The organism is Candidatus Phyllobacterium onerii, from assembly GCF_028331445.1.
In the GTDB taxonomy this organism is placed as follows: domain Bacteria; phylum Pseudomonadota; class Alphaproteobacteria; order Rhizobiales; family Rhizobiaceae; genus Phyllobacterium; species Phyllobacterium onerii.
The window spans coordinates 61,804-86,475 of the sequence record NZ_JAQMHX010000018.1 but is presented as its reverse complement, the minus strand read 5'-3'; the positions used below and the strand labels follow the sequence as shown (position 1 = coordinate 86,475).

The following is a 24,672-nucleotide window of genomic DNA, read 5'->3' as shown; positions in this document are numbered from 1 at the left end:
ATGGCGTCGTTCAGCAATTGAATAGTTTTATCGTCTCGCATATCCACCCAATTGATCATGTTGAACCGCGGCTTGATGGCCTTTTCACATTCGTCCCATCGATTGGGATCTCCAGACCGTAGTTTTGGACCCGCTATACGTGCAGCCATGGGTCGCCCTCTTCACCAGTAATCCCATTTGCTCGTATCATGTCGGAAAGAGCACGCCTTACCTCCCCTTCGCTCCAACCGGCTTCAATCGCCTCTACGATTAACCCTTTAAGCGCGGCGCTCGATCGTTCATCACCTTCGACAATCATTGTGAAGCGCTCTTGCAAGGCCCGCTCGCACTCAAGCCAGCGATTAGGGTCGACGGAGGGTAGTACCGGTGACGGTATGGCCATTTGTCACACAGAACCCGTGAGTTCAGACTCGATCTTTTTCCGGCTACCGCCGTGCTTTGCAATCAGTTCAAGAGCGCGATTTTTGCTTAGATCAAACTTCGTCATCAGATATTCGACTTCATAATCCTCGCTTGCCGAGACTTTCGACCGGTCGCGATTGTCCATTTTCTGTTTGTTGTCGACCATTTGCGTTTACCTCCATTTGCAAACTACACCGCTAACAATATTGAAGCGGAAATCGTTCCACGCCTGGCATGGGCGTCTCAATAGAGTGCCGCGCTGAGCCCGAGCTGCTTTGATCCGCAACCAGAGCATGTAAAGGCGACACGCAAGCGCCGCCTTCAAATGTCCTAACGAAAAAGTTGAGTTTAGAGACGGAATATCGCCAGTGGATACCAGTATCCGTCATTGTGACGACGATATCCGCGGCGTTGTTCGCGATAGCCACGGTGGCCATTCCAGTAGCCGCGACGATCACGACTCTAAACGGTTTCTCCTAATTACACTCTACTAGATTGCAAATGTTATGACGACTATTTCAGCCGATATGCTTTCCATCAATTGGAACTTGTACGCTTTGGGGATAATCGCCGTCATCGTAGCGATTTGGCTATTTTTTATAGCGCGACACCGGATGCGATGACGCCGCGTGCCACCATGAGGAAATCTGGAGCGTGCCAATGACTGAAGATGACAGACGGCTCATGACGGAGATTTCCGCACAGGCCGATATCGCTTATCAGTCCCGTCCGAAGAGAACGAATGCTATGGCGCTTGCCAAAGCACTCGGTACGGATTTTCCTCATCGAAAAATTGAGGAAATTCATCAGAAAATCAACAATGTATGGAGGCTAAGAGGGTTACGTTCTTACGACCATTAAAAACACGCAGTGCAGAGTGATGACTTGGCGCCGCCCAGGGCGGTAACGGCCTACCATTTATCAGAGATGTAGGAAACTGTGTAGCCAATCGGAGGCCGCTCGCGATGAATGACAAACTCGAACGGCGCAAATACAAAACACCATGGTGGTTTAAGGTCTGCATCTTCATCGGTGGTGTGGCCATCGCGCTGATCATAGCGAGTATTCTAACCCGGTTGTGAAGGGCTGCGGGCCTGCGACTGCTCGGCAGCAACACTAGGGTGTGAAGAACGTTCCATCGTACCCCTCTGGACAGCGCAATAATGCATGCCATAATTAGACTACAGTGGGTTCTGACGGGGGCGTCACATGGAGCGCCTGGATCACAAGCTGGACTGCAAAGCCTGTGGGACTATCTATCTGGATATTCCCGACGACGTGCGCAATGTGACGCCTATCCATTGCTCGTCATGCGGTCAGTTCATTGGTTATTGGGGCGAGCTCAATCGCGATTTCGACGGACAGGGCGGCCAGGACGGTGTCTTCGAATTGAAGGATGGTCAGATACTTCGCAAGGCGTAATAAGAATTGGCTAACTCTCCACGAGGAACTGAATCCCCAAGGACACGTTTGGCGCTGATGGACGAAAGGCACTTCAAGGAAGTCCGCGTTATGACCAGCCACCCCGGCAGGATGCGCGTCATCACGTCGGCTCTTCAGGCCGCAGAACAAATCTTGGCGGTGTGGCCGATTGATGACGGCGAAGTCCTGTCTGCTGCGAAATACGCTCTGCAATCCTGCCTTGAAGGAAATCTTTCGCCGGGATCAGCAAGATTCGCTTTTATCCAGGCTGCCAAAGAAGCTGGCAACTGTGTGGATGAGCCGGTACGCGGACCTCCCTCGGGCAAATCCTTGCGGTGGCATAAGACCAAGCCAAGACAGCGTGCCTGACTTCCGCGTGACCTGAGGTTGGGTTTCGTCCATCGGCAGACACATACTTGCAAACTGTAATTTTTATAATATTCGTATGCAGGTCAGTGCCTCTTTCATGGGATCACGAAGATGTCTCAGGAACTGGACCACAAGCTGGACTGCCCGAACTGCAAGACCATCTACCTTAGAATTCCCAAGGATGTATCGGGCCACACACCCATTAACTGTACCAGCTGCGGCGAGTACCTTGGATATTGGGGAGAGTTGGAAGCCGACTTCTTCAAGCAAGGCGGAATGAACGGCGCCTTCCGGCTCGACAAGGGCCAGTTTGTCCGGATCGACCAAGATGCCGTTCACGCTCATGAGTTGGCGAGCGGTGGCCAAGAACAGTTGCGGTGGCATTGATCGAGTCCGAGAGACCGGAAGCGCCGGCAAGTTTAGGACTAGACCGGGCGATTGCGCCTCTTGGTGTAAAGCCTCAAACCCATCCATGACCGATGACGACAGGCTGAATCTGGAAATCAATGCGCAGGCCAAATTTGCGAGCGATGCGCTGCCGAAAAGGAACGACGTGTTAAAGCTCGTTCCTGCGCTCGCCCGAGAATTCCCACATCGAAGCTCGGAACAGATAATGTTGAAAATGAAACATGTCTGGAAACATAGCGGGCTGTACTGGAACGCCGACTGAGAAAATGCGCTCTGGCGGCCTCAGAACTTCACCTTGAAGCAAGTTGCTAGGCTGACACCTCGCCATAGAGCGCGCGCTGAGGTTTTCGACCTAGAGGAACTGAAGGCTGGGAATTGACGCTTTTATTTTCTGAGGGACATTCCCGCTCGTCGTGGTGTTGTTAGCTAAGTTGAGGGGGCTTGGCACTCTTCAACAAGAGGCTCGGTGTCGGACGGTTACCACGATATCGTGCCTCACTTTTTGTTAGCCATACAGGCGCAGGCTGAAGTTGCTGATGGTCCCCATTTCCATCAGCAACTCGACCTGCTTTTAGTATTGTGTATTCGGCAGGTCGGGAACTTCCAAGATATCGGTTAACCGGAAATGCAACGATGCTAAGGATCAAGCACGGAGTTCAGACAACGTTCGGGGACATCCTGTGGGATGAACCGCTTCAACCGATCTACGAAACCCGCGAAGAATGCATAGCGGCTCTTGATCGTTTCATTGCAGATTTCGATCATCACGAACAGGAACTGGAAAGCGACCGGTGGTGCGCCTGGAACGACAAGACACAGAATGAGTATCACTACGGTGGATAACGGTTGCCGAAAGACCTGTTTCCGACGACGAGCAAATTCTATAGCTGGGGTGCTAGGGGAAGTGTGATTGACCCCTCGCGGCACGCGGGTGAAACTGCACCGCTGCCTGCATTAAATACCCCCAACGGTCAGGCAGCCAGTTTGTCCCTAACGGCTTGGACTTGCCAGGAGCTCGGCGGTCCTTTTCATTCTCTTTCGCATCCGACTTGAATGTTGCATCGCCGTTCTTCTTGCCAGACAACACGCGTGGATTTGCACTGGAAACGCCATCGTTGTCGCCCCCATGCTGCGTCTTTGCGAATTGGCCTTTGGCATCGCTTTCCGGTGACTTTTTACGCTCTGTCATGGTGATCTCCAATGAAAGAACACAAGGGGGGAACACCACTATTTGGCGGCTTTTCCTTGGGTTCGGTTATGTTTTGACCGGTGTCTCTGCCGATCGGCTAATCTCTTTCTTCCGCTGGACAGGTTGTTTGTGTCCTTCGGTTCTGAACCATTCTCCAATGCGTGACCCTGATGCCCCTTCTGGCTTCGGTCACAGAGTGGCGTTCGGCTCCCGGCTTCCCATTCTCCTTTAGGAGCGCAGTCCGGCGCTGCCGGGCTCGCTAAACCACCATCAGGACAACCGGGATATCGTCGACGCGCCTTCCGTGGTGCTGATGCCGCGCCGCTCATAAGCGCGCTGGTCACGCAGGATCTGGAAGGCGATCGTCAAAAGCTTGCGCGCGATCGCGACACGCCTTGTTTGTTCCTCTGTTCTTCAGGTGCTCGTACTGGACTCGAAGCTGCGGGTCGGTGGCGATGGCGGGGGTGACCGCTTCGACGAAGGCCCAGCGCAGCCACTTGTTGCCCTGCTTGATGATCTTGCCGTGGAAGGTCTTGCCACCGCTCGAATAGGTCGAAGGCACAAGTCCTGCATAGGCGGCAAGCTTCTTCGAGGTACGGAACCGCGATATGTCATCGATCTCGGCATCGATCAGTCGGGCAAAGAACTCACCAATACCGGGAATCGTCTTCAACAGCTTCACATGGGCATTGGCCTTGGTCATCGCCCGAATCGTCGCTTCCGACTGCTTGATGCGCACGTCGATGTCGCCGATGAAGTCGAGGCCACGGTCGATCTGGATGCGATCGATCGGCGAAACGTTCACTTCGGCAAGCTGGGCGCGGCCGGTCTTGCCGAACGGATCACCCAGCTTCTTCAGCTGGGCCGTCTGCTCCGGATAGCGATCAAAGACTGTCACGATCCGGTTCTTGGTCATCGTGCGCAGCCGCACGTAGAACATTCGCTCACGAAGGGCGACGCGCAGTTCTCTGGCGCGTTCGCCCGGCGCCCACGCGTCCGGCACCAGATCGGCCCGCAGCAGATGCGCCAGCACCCTCGCATCAATCTTGTCCGTCTTGATCTTGGCGTCGGCGATCGCCTTGACCTTCAAGGGATGGGCGAGAACGACATCATCGCAGATGTCGTCGAGCCAGTCATACATCACCATCCAGTTGCGCGTCGCCTCGACAACCGCATGCGAGTTCTCGCGGTATCGTTCCAGAAAGCCGCCAAGCGACTGGTGGCCGTTCTTCACCCGGCCGGAGCGCAGCGTCTTGCCGCTGCTGTCCTGAACGACCAGGTGGCTATAGGATTTGTGGTAATCCACGCCGATATGGTAATCATAAGAGGCAGTCATGCTTCCAACTCCCTTATTGAGATCTGCAGAACCCCAATAGGATAAGCCGAAAGGCGGGAAGTGTGACTGTCCCTCGATCATCATCGCCATCTCAGTGTTCCGTTCTCTCAACCGGCGCGACCTCTTTCATGCCACCTCCTTTGACCAAGGAACATCTCCTGCGCCGAAGGGTTCCTTATCATCATTGATGAAGGGAGAAAGTCCTGTGACAGCCGCGGCCTGCGATCTTCTTTGGATTACGCTCCCCATTCTAATCTTGGCGCTGATTGCCTCAATACCTCGCGGCGAGCCCCCGATTATCGATTGTGTGTCACTCGGCGCGATGGCTCAATAATCTCGTTACTGCAATTGCCGACCAACGCACAGCTTCTGGCGGATGAAATGGAGAAAGTTCCAACAGGTTGGCGATCTCCCGAGGCGTCAGTTTAGGATTGTTTGATATCAAGCTACCTATTGTTCAATTGTTAAAGATAAGTACTCTGAAAAGATGGACCTCAAACAGCACTTCGACGCATTCATGGCCGTAGTCAAAGCTTCGTTCAAACTCGGCGCGATCGAACGAAAAACCGAAATCGACCGGAGGCAGGGTGTCCCTTACAACAATGGGCTGAGAGACGCTCGCCGCTCAAGAGAAACTGGCGTCAAGCTGGACAACCCGTACCGCGAAAAGTCACGTCACTGGAAACAATGGAACGAAGGCTTCGAGCGGGCTAACAGAGATAAAACCTGAGGATCAATCTCAATCGCCGCGCAGGTGTGCTGGCTCTTCGCAAACCAGCTTCGAAGTATCTGCCGCGCCCTTGGCATTTGGCACGTGAACAGATTGCGGATCAGAACTGATGGCTTCGGTAATTGCCGTTTCAGGCTCGCCTTTGGTCCAACGCATACCCGCTCGCGGGAAGCCGTGAAGCTCTTCCTATGCGCTCGGCGAGTATTCCCTGTTCAAAGGTCCGCCAGTCAGCCGCAAATCACCTGCGCGTATATACTGATATGCAACACTGCACAAAGGACTTTTTTCTTTTCTGCTGGATTATTTCCCTACTTTTTGGACTTGCGCGAGTTTTTCACCCGGTTCGAGGAAACTTCCGCGAACCTTCATACGCCCGAACAGCTCAATCAAAGCCAACAATCCGGCCAATCACTTCGACTAGAATGTCCGCAAGTGGCCCGAAGCTGCGGTTTGGCGATCGTGGCGCGACTGACCACTTTGCGCCCGCCATGCGGTCGTCCACACCACCCGCTTTAGTTCCTGGAAGCGGTCAGTCTGCTATTCGAATGGTCACGTCCGGAACCCGACACAGAGGAGTTCCGCCATGCGCGAAGACGCCTTCAACATTTCGATCCGCAAGTTCCCGAAGGAAGTTGGGGCCACCTCACAGCGCAAGATCGAGGACACGTCTTGCTCGCCTTCCCCAAGACGATCGCGAGCGTTCCGGATTCTGCTCGGGCGGATCGGGAACTTGTCGTCGTTCACTCCAGCATGGATCCCGAGGACACGCTCGGGCGCTTTGCTGGCCGTGTCGTCTTCATCGGCGGCGGCCCACCGGTCTGGGACGCCTACGCACGCTTCGTCAGCCACTGGGATGTAACGCGGCTGCCCTATGACGGGCCGGCGGACCGCTGGTTCGATGCAAGATGGCTCACAGGGGGTGGCGAAGTTGCCAGAAATCGCCGCGACCAATGAAGGCCCGGATATCCGTGCCGATGGGTCCGCAACGTTGCTACTGCCAACTACCGCGCTCAGTGAGAGTGACAGTCTTTGGATCTAACGGTACATTTTCGGAACAAGAGAGACACAGATGGCTTACTGCTTGGCTATACCCTAGGAACGGATCGGGAGTCTCCTTCCAAGTTGATCAGCGTTGCTGGCTCTCACCTCATGAGCGTGTCGGCCGATTGCAGGACCCCAGCGTATTCCTGAAGAAGTCCGATACTCGCAGAAGAAGAACTCGACGTGTTGCCAAGGCTGTCGACGTATGTCTGATGAAAATGCCATTTAGCACTCAGCAGTGCATTCGCGCCGGTTGCCGTTCGAACAGTTGCATGGCAAACTATCAATGCAATCGGCGATCGACGTGAATGGCTATGAGGGTGTAAGCCTACGACTTTACCTGCGTCAATGAGTGCAGTTGTAAGACATCAAGTCCAATCCCACACTGGGTTCAGTCAGCGCGGTTCTCCTCCCAATCTATCCGCGCTGGCTGTTTCCCTCTGGAGGTTTTCAACCTTCACAATTAAAGCCGGGCTTTTTAGTCCGGCTCTTTTTTGCCTGGTGCTCCAGATCATCTTTCGGATGTGATACGATCGGTGCGGCTCAGATCAAGAAGAACGTATTATATTCGACCTCCCCGCTTGTTTCGCCCACGGCGAAGCGCCGTCCGCAAAGAAGCGTGCTTCCGACGCTCCGTTTGTAAGCGCTATCTGGACCAACGAGTGCAAACTCGAACCACACAGATCGCCTATTCGCGGAACTCAAGAGGTGGACGCGTTTCTTAGATAACTGATCACGCACTTTTGCCGCCTGACGCGGCCACTTCCATTCCTTAAGTCGTAGCGGTCGTACGATATCCGGATTGTCCATCTGGATACATTTGCGGTTTCACTGGGTTTTCGTCAAGTGCTCTCGATAGGCTGCTCTTGATACCTCATTGTGGGCTTGCAGGCACTCATGATCCGCAGCAGAGTGCCGCGGACCAAATCTGAGTCGTGGGACGTGAAATGCAAGAATGGGACCCGGTAACAATCAAGACGTTCAGCATCTTCATGCCGACCGCATTCGAGCGGCGATCGGCAATCACTTTTGATTCCCGTTTCGTCCATTACACAACAGCAGAGAACCTGTTCCACATCCTTGATAGCCAGGAAATCTGGTTCAGAAACGCTCAACTCATGAACGACCACCGCGATGTCGAAATCGGCATCGCCAAGGTTGGTGAATGGCTTCGCGATGCTCAACGCCGGAATGCGCTGGTCGAAACGCTAGAAATGTGCCAGCCGGGAATTTGGCAGCGAGGCCTGGTGAAATACCGTGAATGGCTGCCCAAGATTGCCGCCCAGACATATGTGCTGTCCATTGCCGAACATGATCCGAAAGAGGATACAACCGGAAGGCTATCGATGTGGCGGGCATTCGAACGCGATACTATTGGTGTCGCCGCTGTTGTGGATGTCGGGCCATTCGTGCAAATGACCGAGACGCTGCAAGCGTATCCCGTTCCGGTGACCTACTGGACTGACGAACAACTCGACGACGAATTCGCACTGGTGGCAAACCACATAGCCTCTAACCGGGACTTTCTGGCAAATTTGCCCAAGGCGGCACTGGTCGAAATGGTGTTCCTCACCCTTGTTTTTGCGGCGACCTGCTGGAAGGCCCCCGGTTTGCAAGACGAGCGTGAATGGCGCGTCCTGACGCATCCACAACTCTGGCCATCCGATCGACTGTTTGCCCAGCAACGCGTGTTTGGCGCGATTCCTCAAACTATCTACACTTTGCGGCTGAAGAACGAACCTTCCAGCAACCTGACTGGGATCGAACTTCCCGAATTGATAAAGCGCGTTATCATTGGGCCGACCGAACGCCCCCGCCCGATACGTGAAGCGCTGGTAGAAAAGCTGGCGGCCAAGAACATAGCCGATGCCGATTCAAAGGTCGTTACTTCAGGGGTGCAGTGGCGGAGAACTGCCATGGGCTGACTGATCAAGCTTGAGATTAGAGGTTGTCTCCTCTCCACCCTTGAAAAAGGAACGTACAATGGAAACCGTTGAAATTACCGCGCGAAGCGACTTCGCTCTTTGGGCAATTGAACGTGCTCAGGAGATCGTGAGGTCTGAGGGTTCTGCCTTGGCGTTGGCTGCCCGCGATATGGATGAGGCCAAGGTCAAAGTGAGTGGCACGGCTCTGGGCAAGGCGATCGCGGAGGCGATGCTTGAAGTGTTCGATGGCCTTGTCCCCGATTGACAGACTCAGACCATCCTGGCGACCACAAGCTAGTAGGGCGACCTACGCGAGTAATGATTGTAGCCACTTTTGAAAGTCTGACTCACCCACTGCCCAAAAACACCCGCAAAACAAGCATTCTGAATTTTTCTACGGCCGGAAAGTCTGACTCGATATGCTGGGAAAATTGACTCAAAACTGGCACTCGGGACTGAAAGCCGGACTCAATCAATAAGTCTCGCCCTTCGTCTCGGGTCAGCGCAGTTTCAGTTCTGGACACCGGATCAGACACGTCGCGGCCGGAGCCGAAGTATGGCGTATGAGTTCACATGGAATCTATGGCGGTGCGACCACACCACTTGCCAACCGGAACGGGCTTGAGACGGTTGCTCCGGCAGCATCGAACACAAATGCGCCCACGCCCCCGGCAGTTGCCAGGGGTCGCCTCTCCAGTGATTGCAATTGCGGATAGAGGCTGGCAAAGCTCGCGTAACGGCGGTGCCTGAGAGGGTCTGTTGACGCGAGCGAGGAAATGTCAATGACTTGTACGCCGTAACGCTTTGCCGCTTCGCTAATCTTGGGATCGCTTACATCGAGCCTACCTACCCGGGGATGATCGGCATCAACCAGGCTCGAGACGGCAAGAGCGCGATCGTCAGTTGACACGAGAAGCGTTAGCGGTGGCGACAATTTTCGGATGACTGCAAGCTGTGCCCGGAATACGTCCGCGTCGATGTCCGGAGCGGCAAGGATGATCTTCAGACGCGAGACGACATCGGTTCGTCCCTCAAGCTTCAATTGGCGAACCGCTTCCATAATTAGCAAGCTTCCCATGCTGTGGCCAAACAGGACGATTTCCCGCGGATCGACGTCCTCCGAGAGTTACACTAGCAGCGCCGTCAAATAGTCTCGTGAAAACATGACCGACTCCCTATCGGCGACGTAGCCTGTCACGGTGCCTTGGGACGGCCATGAGAACAGCACCGGGACGCTTGCGATATTCGCATCAACCGCCATTTGCGCCAACCTGAAGAGTGCTTCCTGGAACGTGTAGTTGTATCCATGCACGAAGACCCCGATCGACCGATGGTCTGCTCTGGCGCGAATGTCTCTGGCAAATGACTCCTGCGATAAGATATTCTGGTCCGCCACCACCAAATCTGTCCACGCGTCCGGCTTACCATGGGCCCATTGGACATTTGAAGGCCTATGTGAGGGCGGGATAAATATGTCGAAACTGGCGAAATGGAGTTTTTCCGATCTGCCCGCGGTGAAAATGTTCTGAGCCGGATTTTCCCGAACTCGCGTTGTCGCCGCAAAAACCGTGACGTGCTTCGTATGCGCCCCCCTTGTCGAAACCGACTGCAATACTTTCGGCCCGGAGCGTCCGGCGCATGCGGCTAAAGTGAGACCAAAGATCAAAAGCGCAGTGGCGGTTCGACCCACCAACGATTGACCGGTTAAAATGAGCATCGTCACTCCAACGCGGTTCTCTGACCATTTGAAACAATTCCACCTGTGACGTAATAAGCACACGCCTCAAAAGCATCGAGGATGGTTGTGGCGCAAATTCTGAAACTCGCCAGAGAGTGGCCTACATCAGGCGGCGATAGGGCATCTATCGGCATGGACCAACCGTCAATCACGTCATAGACCTCCCTCGCCATTTTCATCTCCAATACCATCCGGGCGTTGTTTTTATTTAATCCCCGGCGATCTGCCAATTGTCGTTCGGATTGAACGTGCGAATATCGGCGGCGAGTTTGGCGGTATCTTCGCCGAGATCGGCCTCGTAGACGATGCCCTCCTTGCTCACCACGAACGTATGGACGCCGCTGATACCGTAGTTGACGGGCCAGGCAACAAGCGCGAAACCAGCGATCATGTTGCCGTTGATGAGGTAGTCATGCTTGCCACCGGCGATGTTATCGCCCTGGCTTGTGAGAATCCGGTAGTGGTAGCCGAAATAACCCTCGCCCGCCTTCGCCTTGGACAGGACAGCCCCGTCAGCCAGCGCCGGGCCGGCTGGACTTTCCTCTTCGCTGACTTCCGCCTGCCAATAGAGGCCGTCTGTCTCCCCGTCGCTGCTGATCAGCTTCTGCGCAAACTCGAGCACACCGTCACCGTCATGGTCTTCTGCAGCGTATTCCTGTTGCGCCTCGACATAGGCCCGCATCGTGCCGATTGTCTCGATCTCGTTTTCGCCGACGCGGCGGTTGGCGATCTCCTCAAGACCGGTATAGGTGTCGAATGCCCATTTGCCATCGTCACCCTTGGCAATCGGAAACGGCAGGGGCCACAGCTCCTCGCCGATCTCGAGCACCTTTTTTCCCTCGACATCTTCAACGACGAGTTTCTTCTTCACGCCCTCGCGGATTTCTTCATAGGTGGCCATGACACCTGCGCTCGCTTTGGTTTTTTCCGCATCAAGCCCAAAGAGACCCGCGAGCTTATCGAAATCACCGGATTGCAGCGTGGATTTGAAGGCATCAACTGCCGCTTCCGGTGTATCGAAGACGGGCGGTTCGTTCTCTGCGGCGTATTCGCCGAGCGGCAAATCCGCCGCGTCTTGCGGCACCTGTGCGAGAACAGGGAAAGATATACCCATGAGAAAAACTATCGCGGTGGTAAAGTTCAGGAATGTTGTGCTGACTGATATGCGCATGATCGTACTCCTAAACGAAAGTCAACGATGACGGCCACCGCCGCGGTGGATATGGCGGTGGGGCCTGCCGCCGCCATGAAGGCCGCCGCCAAGTGAATGGTGTCCGCGGCGGGAATGAAGCTGAGTGTGCCTGCCGCCCTGAAACCGTCCCATGGCCGACGGTCTGCCGCCGCCCCGATGCTCGATCCTGCCACCTGGCCGCTGCCTGGTAATCTTGTGGTTGATCTTGCCGGCCGGACGGGCCTCGCGAATCCGGTTGCCAGCGTTCGACGACTGGATTTTGTTGCGCGCGGCACCGCGGTTCGCCTGTATCTTGTTGCGCGTGGCCGCCACCTTGCTCTTGCGGACGTCATCCACCGAGATCTTGTTGACCCGGTTGCCGACCGAGGCGACCCGATCGCTCCTGATCGCTTTCGCTTTATTGGCCAGATTGTTGTCCTTGAAGGATTTGAAGTCGTTTTTGATCTTGCTGCGGTCGATGTTCGCGAACTGGTTTCTGTCGAACTTGATCTTGCTGCGGTCAACATTTCTCCAGTCGACGTCCTTCCAATTCATTTTGCCGTTAACATCGATATTGTTGAAACACTTGTCGCAGTCGATATCGATGTCGTCGCGATCCCAGTGTCCGCCCCAGACGCCCCAGTCGTCCCAGTCCATGGCAGCGCCCCAGATCGCGCCGGTGACTGCGCCCGCGAAAAAAGTGGCGGTGGGGTAATAATAATAAGGATAGGGATCGGGATAATAGCTGATCGGGACCGGCTGATAGCCGGGCTCGTACAGCATCTGCGGCTCGTATCTAGGCACGTAGATAGACTCGGTGCTTGCCGACTGAATGACGATATTGTCGTTCTGCCTTTCAACCTTGATCTTATCGTCGGTCTTGACGATGCCGTCTGCGACAGCTTTGTCGCGCAGCTGCTGGATTGCAATGAGGACATCTTTCTGCTGGTAGGCCAGAGCCTGGCCAAGCGACTGCGTCCAGTCGAGGTCATCGCTCATCATCGTGACGATCTCGGGATAGTTGAGAAGGGAGATAATGCTGCCATCCCAGCTTTCCTTGGGCTTGAGCTTGCTGTCTTTTTTCAGGTCGTCAAGAAAGCGCGCGGCCTCGACGATCTGCAGCGGAAACAAGGATGCCGAGGTGACGACGGCCACGAGCTCATCCGGGTAGAGCGCTATACGGGCGACGAGAACCTCGAGTTCTTCCTCGCTCAAGGGCCCAGGCACTTGTTCCCTGTCCTGGTCCGACACGCCAACGGCGGGTGCAGGAGTCTGGTCCTGGGCGCTGGACTCCGATAAAAAACCGCTGTTTGCCATTACCACAAGACCGATCCCCAGTCCCGTCGCAACGGTCAACCTCGAAAGTAGCCTGAAAACGCTCACACTCATTACCGGTCCTCCTTCCCCGTTGGCGACAGAAACCTCGCAGCTTTAACTGCGTAAAAAAAAGTACGTTACAGTTAAACTCCAGCTTCAATAATCGCTCAAGCCCGGCAACCCGTACGAAGCGCTTCGCTGACTATTAGCGAGGCTCGCCGCTGATTTTCTGTTCGCGGCAACCCTGTAGCTCGCGACGCGACCGTGCGTTTCGCTGCTAACGGGTGCGTAAAGGTAGTGCCTGCCCGTAAGGGAACCGTAGAAGTCGCTGGTCTTCAGGGTGAAGTCGATATTTCCACCGGCTCCTTCCAGCCGGCCTGCCGCAATCCCGCAACGAGGGCGTTCACTATCGTGTCGGTTGCCTGGTGGCGGCGATAGACGGTAACCGGTTGTTTTGCCAACAGCGGCGAAATTCTTTCCGTTTTGGCCAAGGCTTCTCTTGCTGCATCCTGATTGCCAAGCGCCCCTTCCGCAATGGCAACAAAAGACCAGCTCATGCCCGAACCGTCCACCGTTGAGGCCTGCGCTGTTTTGAGCATCGCTTCGTACTCACCGTGCAGATACTGGTTGATGGCTATTAGATGAAAGTACCAACCGGGTGAATTGACCGTCCGTTTCAGCGCCTGCTGCAAAAGTGGGACGCCTTCGTCGAACCGTCCGCGGACCGCCAGCCGCCAGCCGAGCTGTGCTGCCGTATCCGGATCGTTGGGATTGAGCGCCAATGCCCGACGCTGAAGGCGTTCGCTGTCCTGAAAGTTGCCCATGTAGTGGTGGATCGATGAGAGAGCTGTCAGAGCTAAAATGTTATTCTGATCAAGTGAGATGGCGCGGGATGCCGTCGCGAGTCCGCGGGTGTAAGCACCAGCAATATTTCCGTCGGACACCCATCCAAAGCGCCCGGCATCCATCTGCAGCCATCCGAGCATTGCCCATGCTTCGGCATAGCTTGGGTCTTGCGCAACGGCCTGCTCCAGGCAGGCAAGTGCGGGCTTGTATGCATCCGCCGTCAGCGTGCGCCGATAGATATAAGCCTGCAACACGCATTGATAGCTCGTCATCGTGGGTGACGATTCCATCGTTATTTTGCGGCTTTCGTCGGTTCTGATGATCCCGTAGGGTTGGCCAAGAACTGTGGCGACCGAAGCAGAGATCTCATCCTGCATCGCCAACAGGGAACCCAGGGAAAGACTCCGGTCATATTTCCCCATCCAAATGATCCGGCGTGTTTCCACATCTGTGAGACGGGCGGAAATTCGCACAATGTCTGCTTCCGGTTCGGACTGGATGCTGCCGTCCAGGACGTAGGTCAACCCCAGTCGACTGCCGACTTCAATCGGGTCATCTGCCTGCAAGGCAGTGGCTGTCGGCATGTACAGGCGAAAATCCGGGAACCGGCTCAAGCCGATCAGCAGCTCATCGGCGATGCCCCTGCCGAGCACCGCCTGATCCTTTGAAAGCCCGTAAGTCGCAAACGGCAGGACTGTCAAGGCTGGCCCGCGCACCTCCGTTTCATTCAGCTGAACCTGACGCCGGTACACCGATACAAGGCCAACAGACATCACGATAACGAAGATTATTGAAGCGGATGCGATGGCTCGGAACGAAAACCCGTTAGCCGGAGCCGCCGGCGCGACAGAATTTTTTTCGCCACCAACCGGTGCAGGCGCTGCCAGGGCGGCCGCCGGAATTCCACCTCCTTCACCCGACCATTCGATAACCGGAGCGTACTGCCCCTTTGGAATTGTGATGCGAAGGTGATCATCCCGGCCCGCGGAGACGTAATAGCTGTTCAGATCGTGTCGCAGACGGCGCGCTTCAAGGCGGACAACAGGATCGGTTTGCGGATCGAAACTGTCATCCCGACCAAATACGACGGTTGCGATTGTGTACCCTTTTAGCGCTTTATCCCGTCCTGCAAGAAGTTCCTCAATGAGGTATTTCAGTAACTTCCTGCGCCGCGGCGTCGACCTGAATTCCGGGCTGTCAAGAATTCTCTCCAGTTCGATCCGCACATCCTCGGCAGACGGACTGGAATGGGAAGGCGCTGCATCGCTCTGCCACCTCGACGGCATCGGGTCCTCCGGGCGAAAATGACCAGAATGTGGCTCATAGAAAAGCGGTTCGAATCTCTCTTTGCATTTACGTATTACCCCGTTCGTAAGACGATGGGACTTGGTTTATCTAGTGGCGAAACTTGACGCCGCGGTAAGCCATAACGACGCCGAGGCTCCCTATAGAGCCACCCAACCAGACCAGAACTGCGCGGAAATGAATTTGTTCCTGAAAAAGGTGCGGCCCGCCGCAGAGTGTCTAAGGAGTGGGCGAGATTACGACGAACATTTGTTACCGATATCTACGCCTCTAAGCCACTGTCTCGCTCCTTTATTCCAGCGGTGTATGATCTTTCAACACACAACGAAAGCCGACATGGCTGGTGCTCGTGTCGATTTCCTGTGCGTGCCGGGCTGCCGGACGGTACCGACGGCAGTAATTCGGGGCACAGAGATGTGATCCTCCCTTAAGCACACGCCGGGGAATGGCGAGAGCGGACTGCGCCGGATCGACGCTCTTCTCCACGTTGGAGATTCGGGGATTGACGGGGATGCAGCAGGGTTTTGCCGCCGCCTGCGGATGGCGCGTTGTCCAGAAATCCTTGGTCCATTCCCAGGTGTTTCCGATCATGTCATAGAGCCCAAAGCCGTGCGGCGGAAATGACCTGACCGGAGAGGTACGCTCGTACCCGTCCTCCAGCAGGTTCTGCGTCGGGAAGCCGCCCTGCCAGGTGTTTGCCAGATGAGTGTCTCCCGGCGCAAGTTCGTCTCCCCACGCAAATTCCGCCTGGTCCAGACCACCTCGGGCCGCGAACTCCCATTCGGCCTCGGTCGGCAATTCCTTGCCCACCCACGCGGCGTAGGCTTCCGCATCGCAGAACGCTACATGGACGACCGGATGATCGAGGATATTGCCGATGCTGCTCTTCCGGCCGAGCGGACGCTTCCAGTTCGCGCCATAAGTAAACACCCACCATTGCGTGATGTCTGCCCCTTGGAGCGGCTTGGTGGGCGGCGTGAAAACCAGCGATCCCGCGCGCAGGTTTTGCGGCGGCGCTCCCGGATAATCCTTGGCGATCAGGCGCTTTTCTGGGAACGTCACATAGCCTGTGGAATTGACGAACTCCAGAAACTGCCGATTGGTCACCGGGGTTTCATCCATCCAGAAGCCGTCGACCCTGACGGGATGGACAGGTGCCTCTTCCGGATAGTGGTCGTTTGAGCCCATCATGAACGTTCCGCCGGGCACCCATGCCATGCCGGGTTTTGCGTGATTTTCGACCTGAAGTTTGGATAACTGCATTGCTTCGTATCCCTCGTCGGCTGCGGAACCGCAAAATGCGATGACTATTCCGGATACATTCGGTTCCAGTCATTCTTCATGCTGACGACGGTCCAGCCACGCCCTTGGCTCTCGGAAAGTGCACGGTCAAGCTTACCAAAGTGGGATTGCCGGTCATAAGCAAATTCCCTGTCGCCGTCGTCATGGTGAACGATCAGACCAAAACTCGGTCCGGTTCCTGAAGTCGTCCATTCCAACATTTCAAAATCGCCGTCAGAGTTGCCGAAAGCGGCAATCGGACGGCGGCCGATATGGCTGTATATACCCACCGGTTTGCCGGGACCGTCATCGACGAAATCGATCTCGGGCAGGCGTGCAATTGCAGGTTCGCCATCCTTGCTTTCATACCTGGCCTTAATCGAAGACCCGACAACGTTCTCTCTCGAGATGCCATATACCCGTTCAGTCCAGGGCCGCATGAACTCGATTCCGCCACCCGATACGATAAAAACTTTGAACCCCTTCGCTTTCAAATAGCTCACCAGCTCAAGCATCGGCTGATAAACCATGGTAGTATAGGCTTTGCCTGTCTTCGGATGTTTGGCCGTTTTGATCCAATCGTCAGCGGTCTTTGAGAACTCATCACCCGTCATTCCCGCGTGCGTTACCGCAACGAGTTCAACCAAACCCTTCTCGCCCGACGCCGCAATACCCGCGACATCGCCTGAAAGCACTGACTTAAACGGCTCGGTATCCTTCCACTCAGGGTGAGCCGGTGCGAGTGTTTTGATGCGGTCGAGCGCGAAAGCAAGTTGGACGTACATCGGCTGTTCGCCCCATAATGTCCCGTCATTGTCGAATACAGCGATCCGATCCTCCCGTGCAACATAATCGGGTCCACCCTCCTCAGTTACCTTGGAGACAAATTCGGTTATCCGCTGTTTTGTGTCGCCAACGTTCCATGAAGGAAGATCATCAGCCGACGCCGGGAGCGATGCTGTTGACAAGACCGTGGCGATTGCGAGCGTTGCAATCATGCGTATCAGGCCGGACATGTGATCCTCCATCATGTGTTGGCGGTTGCCGATTATTACTCCATCCGGCAGCCGGTGAGGCTATCCTCAGGTTCCGGATGCCGCTCCGATACTGAAGCCTTATTGTGGGACCTTCGCATGCGCATTTTCTCCGTTTGCTGAGAGTTAAATGTCCTCTCGGGGCTTTTGTCGGCTCCAGCTCGAAGCCTTTTCCAGTTGTTCCCCGACTTCCTCCTCGATCTCCTCGCAGAGAAGCCGGAACTCTTCAGCCTTTCGTTCATCCGAGCGCCAGCGTTCAAGCGCCTGTTGCGCTGTTTCGTAGTCTTCACAAAGTGTGCGGAATTCTGCTGTACTGGCATAGAGCCGCCGGATGATCAGCTCGTGAGCCGGAAATCGTCTGATAATCGCAGCCAATTGCGGCATGACGGCAATCTCCCGACAAGCGACCGAGGGCCCAAATATCGCGCGTTCTTACCGACGCGACAGGTGCGCACAGGTACGAACATGTTACTACCCGTAGCGCGCCGGAATCAGCTTGCCAGCGGCCGGTGATGCGGTACCTTTTCTGGCGTGATGTGATTTCCGTATTTCATGTCGCGGAATGATTGTGCGGTTGTCGCGTCGAACCCTGATAACGGGAGGCAGAAGCGGGCGGAGCCGTTGACGTTGTCCCTGACTGAGTATCCGTTCCGGAATTAATACCGGTGGGATGCAGGTGCGTGGCGAGGGAGGCAAGTCTGACATAAGACACCAGAAGATAGTGGCGCGGGATTGTCCATCTGCTTTGCAGTGCATTTACCGTAACGTACTTCCCCCTGTGAAGGTATCACGCGAATTCTGCCAAGCGGACCTATGCCAGAAACGGCCGCACATGCCGCTTGCCATCGAAGGAAGTGCTCAATGACACCACGGGACGATATTCTTGATCTGGGCAAGCGCATTGGCCAGTCCATCATTGGTCAGGACACGATGGTCGAGCGTTTGCTTCTCGGCCTTCTCGCCAACGGCCACCTTTTGGTTGAAGGATTGCCTGGCCTTGCCAAGACGCGCGCGATCAAGAGTTTGGCGAAGAACCTCGAGGCCGAGCTGTCGCGTGTACAATTTACACCCGATCTGCTGCCTGCCGATATCACCGGATCGGAAGTTTACTTTTCCGAAGGTGGAAAGGGCGAATTCAAATTTCAGCAAGGGCCTGTCTTTGCCAACCTTATACTGGCCGACGAGATCAACCGCGCGCCAGCGAAGGTCCAGTCCGCACTGCTTGAAGCGATGGAAGAGCGTCAGGTCACCGTGGGCGGGAAAAGCTATCCGCTACCCGACCTCTTTATGGTGATGGCGACGCAAAACCCGATAGAGCAGGAAGGCACCTACCCCCTGCCTGAAGCGCAACTTGACCGGTTTCTCATGCATGTCGAGGTCGGCTATCCGGACGAAACGTCGGAGGCGGCAATCATGCGGCTTAACCGCGACGAGGAGAACGCCGCACACGGCAAGGCGAAAGCTTCTGCGGCGACGAGAATTTCACCGCAATCCGTCTTCGATGCGCGCAAGGAGATCGGAGTGGTCACCGTCTCCGAACCAATCGAGAAATACATCGTCGCCCTCGTTGTAGCGACGCGGTATCCGGACCGCTACGACAAGGATCTGGCAAACCTGCTTCAGGTTGGTATCAGCCCGCGCGGCGTCATTGGCCTCGACAAGGTTTCCCGCTCCTACGCATGGTTGAAGGGACGGGACTATGTGACGCCTGACGATGTCAAAGCTATTGTTAATGACGTCTTCCGCCATCGCCTGATCCTTTCCTATGAGGCGCACGCGTCCAATACGAGCGCTGATCAGGTGATCGATCGCATTACCGAACTGGTGGCCGTCTCATGAGCATACCGGCCGAGGGCGACGGGGTTCATGTCACGACACAGGAGCTCGTTGCGCTCGAAAGCCGCGCGCGGGATCTGACCTTCGTGCAAAAGGCGCGAAGCCACCAGCAAATGGCAGGGCGCATGCAATCTGCCATGCGGGGTCGAGGTCTGACCTTTGAAGAATTACGGCAGTACCTACCAGGCGATGATGTCCGCTCGATCGATTGGCGTGTGACGGCCCGGACCAGCAAGCCGATGGTGCGCGTGTATAGCGAAGAAAAGGAGCGCCCTGCCATTCTGGTTGTCGACCAGCGCATCAACATGTTCTTCGGCAGCCGCCGTGTCATGAAGTCCGTCGCCGCCGCGCAAGCCGCCATACTTGCCGCCTGGCGTATTCTTGGCTCGGGCGATCGCGTCGGAGGTTTCGTGTTCGATGATGAAGACTACCGGGAAGTGAAGCCGCACCGCAGCCGCAACGCGGTCATCGCTGTCGCAGACAGGATTGCCGAGAAGAACGGAAGGCTGCAGGCCAACTATCAGGGAGCCCCCTCGCCCACCGCTTTGGACAACGTGCTCCGCAGGGTCGCCAGCATGGCGCATCATGACCACCTCATAGTCATTGTCAGCGATTTTGACGGCCATGGTGAGACGACCCGTCAGCTCCTGCTCCAGCTATCTGGCCGCAATGATGTCATTTGTCTGCTGGTTTACGATCCGTTCCTTCTTGAGCTCCCGACCTCCGGGGATATCGTCATCAGCGGCGGCTCGCTGCAGGCTGAACTATCGTTTCAGCAGGCGGGCGTGCGGCGATCGATTGACACGTTTGCGCGCGATCGCGGTCGCGAATTGCAAGACTGGCAGCGGCAGCTTGGCCTTCCCATGCTTCCTGTTTCGGCGGCCGAGGAGGTGACGGCTCAGCTTCGTCGTCTTCTGGAACAGTCCGCATGGCGGCAACGGAGACGATAATGGAGCCGCAGCCGAAGCTCGATCCACTGACGCAAACCGCATTGCGGTCTCTCCACGATATAGCTGTGCCACCACCCGTTTCCTGGATGCCGCACACATGGGGCTGGGCTGTGGTGGCAATCATTGTCATCGTGGCACTGCTTTTGTGGTTTGCCTATATCTACAAACGTTGGCGTCGCAATGCCTATCGCCGCGAGGCGCTGGCCATGCTCGACGCCATAGAAATTGATATCCGCAACCCCAAGAGACGGGAACAGGCCGTGATGGATATTGGCGTGCTCATGAAGCGCACCGCCCTTGCGGTCTGGCCACGGGAGGACATCGCAGCAGTGGCTGGTACCGATTGGGTCAGCTTCCTGGCGGCGTACGGCACCGGTATGGGACAAGGACTCAGGGATCGCCTGGACGATCTTGAATATCAGCACGCGAAAGCCATGTCGGCTGAAGCTGCCGAAGGTCTTGTGCGCAGCGCTCGAAGCTGGATCGAGGGGCACCATGTATCAGCTTGATTTCGCTTGGCTGCTTCTGATCCTGCCCGCCCCGTTGTTTGTCTGGTGGCTGATGCCGCCGCATCGCGAGACATCCGCATCCGTTCGCCTACCTTTCTTCGACGAAGTGGCACGGGCGGCCGGTGTAGTCCCGACCGAAGGATCGGTTGTTCCGAAACGGTCTTGGCCGCAAATAACTGTTGAAGCCTTGGTATGGTGCCTCATCGTCCTGGCGTTGGCGCGGCCGCAATACGTGGAGCCGCCGCTCGTGAAGGTGGAACCGCAGCGAGACATTCTGCTCGCGCTCGACCTGTCGCAGTCAATGGATGCGCGCGATTTCGCCGCGCCTGATGGAACGTCGATAACCAGAGTGGATGCCGTCAGGGCTGTCGTTTCCGACTTCGTCGCCAAGCGGCCGGGCGACCGTATGGGGCTGATTGCATTCGGCGATGCGCCATATCCGCTCGCCCCTTTTACAATGGACCATGCACTCGTTCAAACTTTGGTCGAAGGACTTTTGCCCGGCATTGCGGGGCCGCGGACCGCCCTTGGAGACTCGCTTGGCCTTGCAATCCGCATGTTTGAGAAGACTGCTGTGCCAGAGAAGGTGCTGATACTCCTTACAGACGGAAATGACACAGCGAGCAAAATGCCGCCTTTGAAGGCGGCCGAGATTGCCAAGACAAAGAACATTGTCATCCACGCAATCGGGATCGGCGATCCTGCTGCAACGGGTGAAGACAAGCTCGACACCGCATCGCTTCAAAAGATTGCGACGGACACCGGTGGGCGCTACTTTTTCGGAGGGGATCAGGCCCGGCTTCAGGACATCTACAACGAGCTGGACCGGATCACTGCCGAGGATCAGAAACAGCTTTCGTGGCGTCCCCGGATCGAGCTTTTTTACTGGCCGTTAGGAGCGGCAATCGTGGTCATGGCGGCATGGTATATTTTAACGGGACTGGCAGGACTTGCGCGAAGGAGGTCGCTGGCATGATCTCGGACTTCCATTTCCTGCGTCCTTTATGGCTTGTCGCGTTGTTAGTGCCTCCGACCATACTATGGCTGTCCGCGCACGCGGCGGACATCCGGACCCGGTGGAAGGGAATGATCGCGCCACACCTGATTGACAGCCTCGTGATAGAGCCCGATCGCGGACGTCGTGATTTCCCGGTCTGGATGCTCGCCGTCCTGCTCACGCTCGCAGTGCTGGGTGCCGCAGGTCCAACCTGGAAGCGCGAAGCACCGCCCTTCGTTTCGGATACCGCATCGCTCGTCATCGCGGTCGATCTTTCACCAACGATGGATGCCATTGACATCTCGCCGAGCAGGATCGAACGGGTCAAGCTGAAGATCCATGATATTCTGGCGACACGCACTGGAGCACGAACCGCCGTAATCGCCTACTCAGGAACCGCGCACCTTGTGGTGCCGCTCACCGACGATATCGATCTGATCGAGACCTATACCGACGCGTTAGGGACCGCAATCATGCCGAAACCCGGAAAGGACACAGCCGCGGCGCTTAAGCTTGCTGATGGCCTGCTCAATCGCGACGGAGTTGCAGGCACAATTGTCCTCCTTACGGATGCGATCGAGTCTGGTGTGTCCGAAGCCGTCGGAACTGGCAACCATATTGTCGTCCTTGGCGTTGGCACAGCGGAAGGCGGTGTCGTCAAACAGACCAACGGCGGCTTCCTGAACGATGCCGGGGGTGCCCGTCTAAACGCCAAGCTGGATGTTGATGCCATCAAGCAGTTTGGCAGCGAAACGGGAGCGGATGTGGCGACGATCACAAACGATGACAGCGACGTCCGCTGGATAGCACAGCGTGTACGGACGAACTTCGCACAGCAGACGGCCGTTGGGGGAGACCGCTGGCATGATGTGGGATGGTGGCTCATTGGCCCCGTCGCATTCCTGGCCGCCCTTTCGTTTCGGCGAGGATGGCTGGTGAAGCTTTCTATATTTGTGGTCGCAGCCGGTTTCCTGAGCGCTCCTTCAGCGCAGGCAGCGGATTTCGTGGACCTTTGGCTGACGCCGGACCAACAGGGGCGTCGCGCCTATGACGGCGGCAACTACGTCTCCGCGGCCGGACATTTTGAGGACCCCATGTGGAGGGGTGTTGCGCTCTATCGAGCAGGACGTTACCAGGACGCCGTTGACGCATTCGCATCGGTAGATATGCCCGAGAGCTGGTACAACCAGGGCAACGCCCTGCTGCACCTGGGCGCGTTCGAAGACGCTGTTGCCGCCTATGGCAAAGCCTTAAAAGCGCGCCAGAGCTGGCCGGATGCCGAGGCGAACCTGGCGATCGCACAGCGACTTCTTCAGGAACAGAAGGATAAAGAACAGGAGCAACAGCAGGATCCGAACGAGAAGCCTGACAGCGTTCAGTTTGACGACAAAGGAAAGAAGGGCAAGGCCGGCGAGATCGAAGTTGCGGAGCAGACTTCGGAGATGTGGATGAAGAACATCGAGGTCAGCCCAGCGGACCTTATGGCGCGAAAGTTTGCCATAGAGGCGGGTGAGACCAAGCCATGATGAAAACGCTGCTGTTCATGGTACTGACGCTCACGCCGTCGATCGCATGCGGGGCAGAGCCGTTCGCTCGCACCAGCATAGAGGATGGCGGAAAGGTCGTACCGGGTCAGCAAGTGCGGGTAGACGTTGATGTATTCGTGCCTGATTTCTTCACATCGCCACCGCAGTTTCCGCTGTTCGATCTTCCTAATGCCCTCGTGACGCTTCCGGAAGAGCGATCCGAGAATATTGTACAAACGGTCGATGGCATTCAGTACTCAGGCATCCGCAAGGCCTACGCTATCGTCCCGCAGGTCTCGGGTACCTTCACATTGCCCGAGGTCGACATCGACCTGGGATATTCGGTCGATGGAAAGCCAACGAAGGCATTGGTGAAGATGCCTTCGGTCTCGTTTACTGTCGCAGGATCAACCTCTGCCAATCAGCAGCCAATAGCGTTCGCGGCACGCAATCTCACCATTGAGCAGTCCTTCGATCAGAACGGCCGGTCCCTCAAAGTCGGCGATGCTTTGGTCAGGACGATCACGATTATTGCCGAGGATACGCAGGCGATGTTGATCCCTCCCGTAGCGGTTGGAAATACCGCTGGTCTGCGGCAGTACGCCAAGCCGCCGAAAATCGAAGACGGCATATCTGTCGGACGTGAGACCGCAAGCCGGCGGATTGAGACCTATGTCTATGCGGCCGACAAGGACGGCTCGTTCGTCATCCCGGCAGCCTCTTTCACATGGTATGACGTCGCCAGTGGTGAGACGAAATCTGCTTCTCTCCCTTCTATTCCGGTTACAGTCAGCGCGGGCCTCTCCGAGACCGCAATTAAACCGGTGCTCGACCAGGTCCAGAGCGCGAGCCCTCACGTTTATAGACAGAAGATTGCCCTTGCGATCCTCGTGCTGCTGGCCGTGGCGGCAGTGGCGTGGACCGGTCCCCGCCTTTTGCCGATACTCGCGAGGAAGCTTCGCGAGATCCGCCAGCGTTATCGCGCTTCGCATAGCTATCGTTTAAAATCGCTTCGCCATGTTATCCGATCAGGTGACGATATGGAGATTTATTCCGGGCTCCGCACCTGGAGCCAGAGCCTCGGATACCGGACCATGGAAGACTGGGTTTGCGATGGGCCGGCGGACCTGAAGATCCAGGTCGACAGTCTTTCCCGCAAGCTGTTTCGATCAGGCAGCAGCGACAATATTGACAGGAAAAAGCTGATAGCCGACATCGGTTTTCATCGGTTGAAGAGCCGGCAGAGAGCTACGCCGCTTCCGCCGCTCAATCCTTGATTCCAGGCTCTAAAATCCTCGGCAAAACGTCAGATCTGCTACCGTTCGTACCGTACGAACGTC

24 protein-coding genes and 5 pseudogenes are annotated in these 24,672 nt (G+C 56.2%); 17 read left to right on the top strand and 12 right to left on the bottom strand.

Annotated features, from left to right (window positions below; genetic code table 11):
• Nucleotides 1–385: 385 nt before the first annotated feature.
• Nucleotides 386–568, bottom strand: coding sequence for a DUF3606 domain-containing protein (locus PHA01_RS26135; RefSeq protein ID WP_271899202.1), 183 nt, complete (start codon nucleotides 566–568; stop codon nucleotides 386–388).
• A 191-nt stretch (nucleotides 569–759) separates the two neighbouring features.
• Nucleotides 760–855: pseudogene (locus PHA01_RS29625) on the bottom strand (BA14K family protein); the annotation flags it as partial.
• A 207-nt stretch (nucleotides 856–1,062) separates the two neighbouring features.
• Between PHA01_RS29625 and PHA01_RS26130 the strand changes: the two are divergent.
• The 6 genes from PHA01_RS26130 to PHA01_RS26105 all read left to right on the top strand — a co-directional run bounded on the left by PHA01_RS26130 (nucleotide 1,063) and on the right by PHA01_RS26105 (nucleotide 3,444).
• Entirely contained in the window at nucleotides 1,063–1,263 is a 201-nt protein-coding gene (locus tag PHA01_RS26130; protein WP_271899201.1) for a hypothetical protein, read from the top strand.
• A 348-nt stretch (nucleotides 1,264–1,611) separates the two neighbouring features.
• Complete coding sequence (locus PHA01_RS26125; protein WP_114431272.1) at nucleotides 1,612–1,824, top strand: hypothetical protein; 213 nt, start codon at nucleotides 1,612–1,614, stop codon at nucleotides 1,822–1,824.
• 90 nt (nucleotides 1,825–1,914) lie between these two features.
• Complete coding sequence (locus PHA01_RS26120) at nucleotides 1,915–2,193, top strand: DUF982 domain-containing protein (protein WP_271899200.1); 279 nt, start codon at nucleotides 1,915–1,917, stop codon at nucleotides 2,191–2,193.
• A gap of 111 nt (nucleotides 2,194–2,304) precedes the next feature.
• Nucleotides 2,305–2,580, top strand: coding sequence for a hypothetical protein (locus PHA01_RS26115; protein ID WP_271899199.1), 276 nt, complete (start codon nucleotides 2,305–2,307; stop codon nucleotides 2,578–2,580).
• 85 nt (nucleotides 2,581–2,665) lie between these two features.
• On the top strand, nucleotides 2,666–2,863 hold the full coding sequence (locus PHA01_RS26110; RefSeq protein ID WP_271899198.1) for a hypothetical protein: 198 nt from the start codon (nucleotides 2,666–2,668) through the stop codon (nucleotides 2,861–2,863).
• Between the two features lie 371 nt (nucleotides 2,864–3,234).
• Entirely contained in the window at nucleotides 3,235–3,444 is a 210-nt protein-coding gene (locus tag PHA01_RS26105) for a hypothetical protein (RefSeq protein WP_271899197.1), read from the top strand.
• A gap of 52 nt (nucleotides 3,445–3,496) precedes the next feature.
• Here the strand turns inward: PHA01_RS26105 and PHA01_RS26100 are convergent, their stop codons facing one another.
• Nucleotides 3,497–3,790 (bottom strand): hypothetical protein, encoded by a 294-nt coding sequence (locus tag PHA01_RS26100; protein WP_271899196.1) that lies wholly within the window; start codon nucleotides 3,788–3,790, stop codon nucleotides 3,497–3,499.
• A gap of 270 nt (nucleotides 3,791–4,060) precedes the next feature.
• Nucleotides 4,061–5,126: pseudogene (locus PHA01_RS26095) on the bottom strand (IS110 family RNA-guided transposase).
• A gap of 487 nt (nucleotides 5,127–5,613) precedes the next feature.
• Between PHA01_RS26095 and PHA01_RS26090 the strand changes: the two are divergent.
• On the top strand, nucleotides 5,614–5,856 hold the full coding sequence (locus tag PHA01_RS26090; RefSeq protein ID WP_271899195.1) for a hypothetical protein: 243 nt from the start codon (nucleotides 5,614–5,616) through the stop codon (nucleotides 5,854–5,856).
• 9 nt (nucleotides 5,857–5,865) lie between these two features.
• On the opposite strand, the gene PHA01_RS26085 is transcribed toward PHA01_RS26090, so the two are convergent.
• Nucleotides 5,866–6,012 (bottom strand): hypothetical protein, encoded by a 147-nt coding sequence (locus tag PHA01_RS26085; protein ID WP_271899194.1) that lies wholly within the window; start codon nucleotides 6,010–6,012, stop codon nucleotides 5,866–5,868.
• A gap of 427 nt (nucleotides 6,013–6,439) precedes the next feature.
• On the opposite strand from PHA01_RS26085, the pseudogene PHA01_RS26080 reads away from it, so the two are divergent.
• From PHA01_RS26080 to PHA01_RS26065, 4 genes and pseudogenes are all read left to right on the top strand, one after another.
• Nucleotides 6,440–6,523: pseudogene (locus PHA01_RS26080) on the top strand (DUF6494 family protein); the annotation flags it as partial.
• Nucleotides 6,514–6,810, top strand: a pseudogene (locus tag PHA01_RS26075) (diacylglycerol kinase); the annotation flags it as partial. The pseudogenes PHA01_RS26080 and PHA01_RS26075, both read left to right, overlap by 10 nt.
• A gap of 1,034 nt (nucleotides 6,811–7,844) precedes the next feature.
• Nucleotides 7,845–8,822: a DUF2971 domain-containing protein gene (locus tag PHA01_RS26070; protein WP_271899193.1), complete on the top strand. Its 978-nt coding sequence runs from the start codon at nucleotides 7,845–7,847 to the stop codon at nucleotides 8,820–8,822.
• 58 nt (nucleotides 8,823–8,880) lie between these two features.
• Nucleotides 8,881–9,087, top strand: a complete 207-nt coding sequence (locus PHA01_RS26065; protein ID WP_271899192.1) for a hypothetical protein — start codon at nucleotides 8,881–8,883, stop codon at nucleotides 9,085–9,087.
• 315 nt (nucleotides 9,088–9,402) lie between these two features.
• Here the strand turns inward: PHA01_RS26065 and PHA01_RS26060 are convergent.
• The 7 genes and pseudogenes from PHA01_RS26060 to PHA01_RS26030 form a co-directional block, all read right to left on the bottom strand.
• Nucleotides 9,403–10,539, bottom strand: a pseudogene (locus PHA01_RS26060) (alpha/beta hydrolase).
• A 229-nt stretch (nucleotides 10,540–10,768) separates the two neighbouring features.
• Nucleotides 10,769–11,731, bottom strand: a complete 963-nt coding sequence (locus PHA01_RS26055) for a DUF2950 domain-containing protein (protein ID WP_417021041.1) — start codon at nucleotides 11,729–11,731, stop codon at nucleotides 10,769–10,771.
• 21 nt (nucleotides 11,732–11,752) lie between these two features.
• Entirely contained in the window at nucleotides 11,753–13,120 is a 1,368-nt protein-coding gene (locus tag PHA01_RS26050) for a DUF3300 domain-containing protein (RefSeq protein WP_465248744.1), read from the bottom strand.
• A gap of 263 nt (nucleotides 13,121–13,383) precedes the next feature.
• The gene (locus PHA01_RS26045) at nucleotides 13,384–15,180 is read right to left on the bottom strand and encodes a tetratricopeptide repeat protein (protein ID WP_271899191.1); all 1,797 of its coding nucleotides are present in this window, start codon (nucleotides 15,178–15,180) and stop codon (nucleotides 13,384–13,386) included.
• Between the two features lie 310 nt (nucleotides 15,181–15,490).
• Complete coding sequence (locus PHA01_RS26040) at nucleotides 15,491–16,462, bottom strand: formylglycine-generating enzyme family protein (protein WP_271899190.1); 972 nt, start codon at nucleotides 16,460–16,462, stop codon at nucleotides 15,491–15,493.
• 44 nt (nucleotides 16,463–16,506) lie between these two features.
• Nucleotides 16,507–17,496, bottom strand: coding sequence for an HAD family hydrolase (locus PHA01_RS26035; RefSeq protein WP_271899189.1), 990 nt, complete (start codon nucleotides 17,494–17,496; stop codon nucleotides 16,507–16,509).
• Between the two features lie 144 nt (nucleotides 17,497–17,640).
• A complete protein-coding gene (locus tag PHA01_RS26030) occupies nucleotides 17,641–17,898 on the bottom strand; it encodes a hypothetical protein (protein ID WP_271899188.1) in 258 nt (85 codons plus the stop codon).
• 477 nt (nucleotides 17,899–18,375) lie between these two features.
• Between PHA01_RS26030 and PHA01_RS26025 the strand changes: the two genes are divergently transcribed.
• The 6 genes from PHA01_RS26025 to PHA01_RS26000 are packed head-to-tail and all read left to right on the top strand — an operon-like array spanning nucleotide 18,376 to nucleotide 24,609.
• Entirely contained in the window at nucleotides 18,376–19,353 is a 978-nt protein-coding gene (locus PHA01_RS26025) for an AAA family ATPase (protein WP_271899187.1), read from the top strand.
• Entirely contained in the window at nucleotides 19,350–20,300 is a 951-nt protein-coding gene (locus tag PHA01_RS26020) for a DUF58 domain-containing protein (RefSeq protein WP_271899186.1), read from the top strand. Before PHA01_RS26025 ends, PHA01_RS26020 begins: the two co-directional genes overlap by 4 nt.
• Complete coding sequence (locus PHA01_RS26015) at nucleotides 20,300–20,809, top strand: DUF4381 domain-containing protein (RefSeq protein ID WP_271899185.1); 510 nt, start codon at nucleotides 20,300–20,302, stop codon at nucleotides 20,807–20,809. The genes PHA01_RS26020 and PHA01_RS26015 overlap by 1 nt, the downstream gene beginning before the upstream one ends.
• Entirely contained in the window at nucleotides 20,796–21,785 is a 990-nt protein-coding gene (locus PHA01_RS26010) for a vWA domain-containing protein (protein WP_271899184.1), read from the top strand. The genes PHA01_RS26015 and PHA01_RS26010 overlap by 14 nt, the downstream gene beginning before the upstream one ends.
• Nucleotides 21,782–23,332 (top strand): VWA domain-containing protein, encoded by a 1,551-nt coding sequence (locus PHA01_RS26005; RefSeq protein ID WP_271899183.1) that lies wholly within the window; start codon nucleotides 21,782–21,784, stop codon nucleotides 23,330–23,332. Before PHA01_RS26010 ends, PHA01_RS26005 begins: the two co-directional genes overlap by 4 nt.
• Nucleotides 23,329–24,609, top strand: a complete 1,281-nt coding sequence (locus PHA01_RS26000; protein WP_271899182.1) for a BatD family protein — start codon at nucleotides 23,329–23,331, stop codon at nucleotides 24,607–24,609. Before PHA01_RS26005 ends, PHA01_RS26000 begins: the two co-directional genes overlap by 4 nt.
• The last annotated feature ends 63 nt before the right edge of the window (nucleotides 24,610–24,672 follow it).

Coding starts and splice junctions, on each gene's coding strand:
- PHA01_RS26035 (WP_271899189.1), bottom strand. CDS start 17,496: ATGTCCGGCCTGATACGCATGATTGCAACGCTCGCAATCGCCACGGTC.
- PHA01_RS26025 (WP_271899187.1), top strand. CDS start 18,376: ATGACACCACGGGACGATATTCTTGATCTGGGCAAGCGCATTGGCCAG.
- PHA01_RS26090 (WP_271899195.1), top strand. CDS start 5,614: ATGGACCTCAAACAGCACTTCGACGCATTCATGGCCGTAGTCAAAGCT.
- PHA01_RS26015 (WP_271899185.1), top strand. CDS start 20,300: ATGGAGCCGCAGCCGAAGCTCGATCCACTGACGCAAACCGCATTGCGG.
- PHA01_RS26040 (WP_271899190.1), bottom strand. CDS start 16,462: ATGCAGTTATCCAAACTTCAGGTCGAAAATCACGCAAAACCCGGCATG.
- PHA01_RS26030 (WP_271899188.1), bottom strand. CDS start 17,898: ATGCCGCAATTGGCTGCGATTATCAGACGATTTCCGGCTCACGAGCTG.
- PHA01_RS26100 (WP_271899196.1), bottom strand. CDS start 3,790: ATGACAGAGCGTAAAAAGTCACCGGAAAGCGATGCCAAAGGCCAATTC.
- PHA01_RS26020 (WP_271899186.1), top strand. CDS start 19,350: ATGAGCATACCGGCCGAGGGCGACGGGGTTCATGTCACGACACAGGAG.
- PHA01_RS26135 (WP_271899202.1), bottom strand. CDS start 568: ATGGTCGACAACAAACAGAAAATGGACAATCGCGACCGGTCGAAAGTC.
- PHA01_RS26010 (WP_271899184.1), top strand. CDS start 20,796: ATGTATCAGCTTGATTTCGCTTGGCTGCTTCTGATCCTGCCCGCCCCG.
- PHA01_RS26070 (WP_271899193.1), top strand. CDS start 7,845: ATGCAAGAATGGGACCCGGTAACAATCAAGACGTTCAGCATCTTCATG.
- PHA01_RS26115 (WP_271899199.1), top strand. CDS start 2,305: ATGTCTCAGGAACTGGACCACAAGCTGGACTGCCCGAACTGCAAGACC.
- PHA01_RS26110 (WP_271899198.1), top strand. CDS start 2,666: ATGACCGATGACGACAGGCTGAATCTGGAAATCAATGCGCAGGCCAAA.
- PHA01_RS26130 (WP_271899201.1), top strand. CDS start 1,063: ATGACTGAAGATGACAGACGGCTCATGACGGAGATTTCCGCACAGGCC.
- PHA01_RS26045 (WP_271899191.1), bottom strand. CDS start 15,180: ATGCCGTCGAGGTGGCAGAGCGATGCAGCGCCTTCCCATTCCAGTCCG.
- PHA01_RS26065 (WP_271899192.1), top strand. CDS start 8,881: ATGGAAACCGTTGAAATTACCGCGCGAAGCGACTTCGCTCTTTGGGCA.
- PHA01_RS26125 (WP_114431272.1), top strand. CDS start 1,612: ATGGAGCGCCTGGATCACAAGCTGGACTGCAAAGCCTGTGGGACTATC.
- PHA01_RS26055 (WP_417021041.1), bottom strand. CDS start 11,731: ATGCGCATATCAGTCAGCACAACATTCCTGAACTTTACCACCGCGATA.
- PHA01_RS26085 (WP_271899194.1), bottom strand. CDS start 6,012: ATGCGTTGGACCAAAGGCGAGCCTGAAACGGCAATTACCGAAGCCATC.
- PHA01_RS26005 (WP_271899183.1), top strand. CDS start 21,782: ATGATCTCGGACTTCCATTTCCTGCGTCCTTTATGGCTTGTCGCGTTG.
- PHA01_RS26050 (WP_465248744.1), bottom strand. CDS start 13,120: ATGAGTGTGAGCGTTTTCAGGCTACTTTCGAGGTTGACCGTTGCGACG.
- PHA01_RS26105 (WP_271899197.1), top strand. CDS start 3,235: ATGCTAAGGATCAAGCACGGAGTTCAGACAACGTTCGGGGACATCCTG.
- PHA01_RS26120 (WP_271899200.1), top strand. CDS start 1,915: ATGACCAGCCACCCCGGCAGGATGCGCGTCATCACGTCGGCTCTTCAG.
- PHA01_RS26000 (WP_271899182.1), top strand. CDS start 23,329: ATGATGAAAACGCTGCTGTTCATGGTACTGACGCTCACGCCGTCGATC.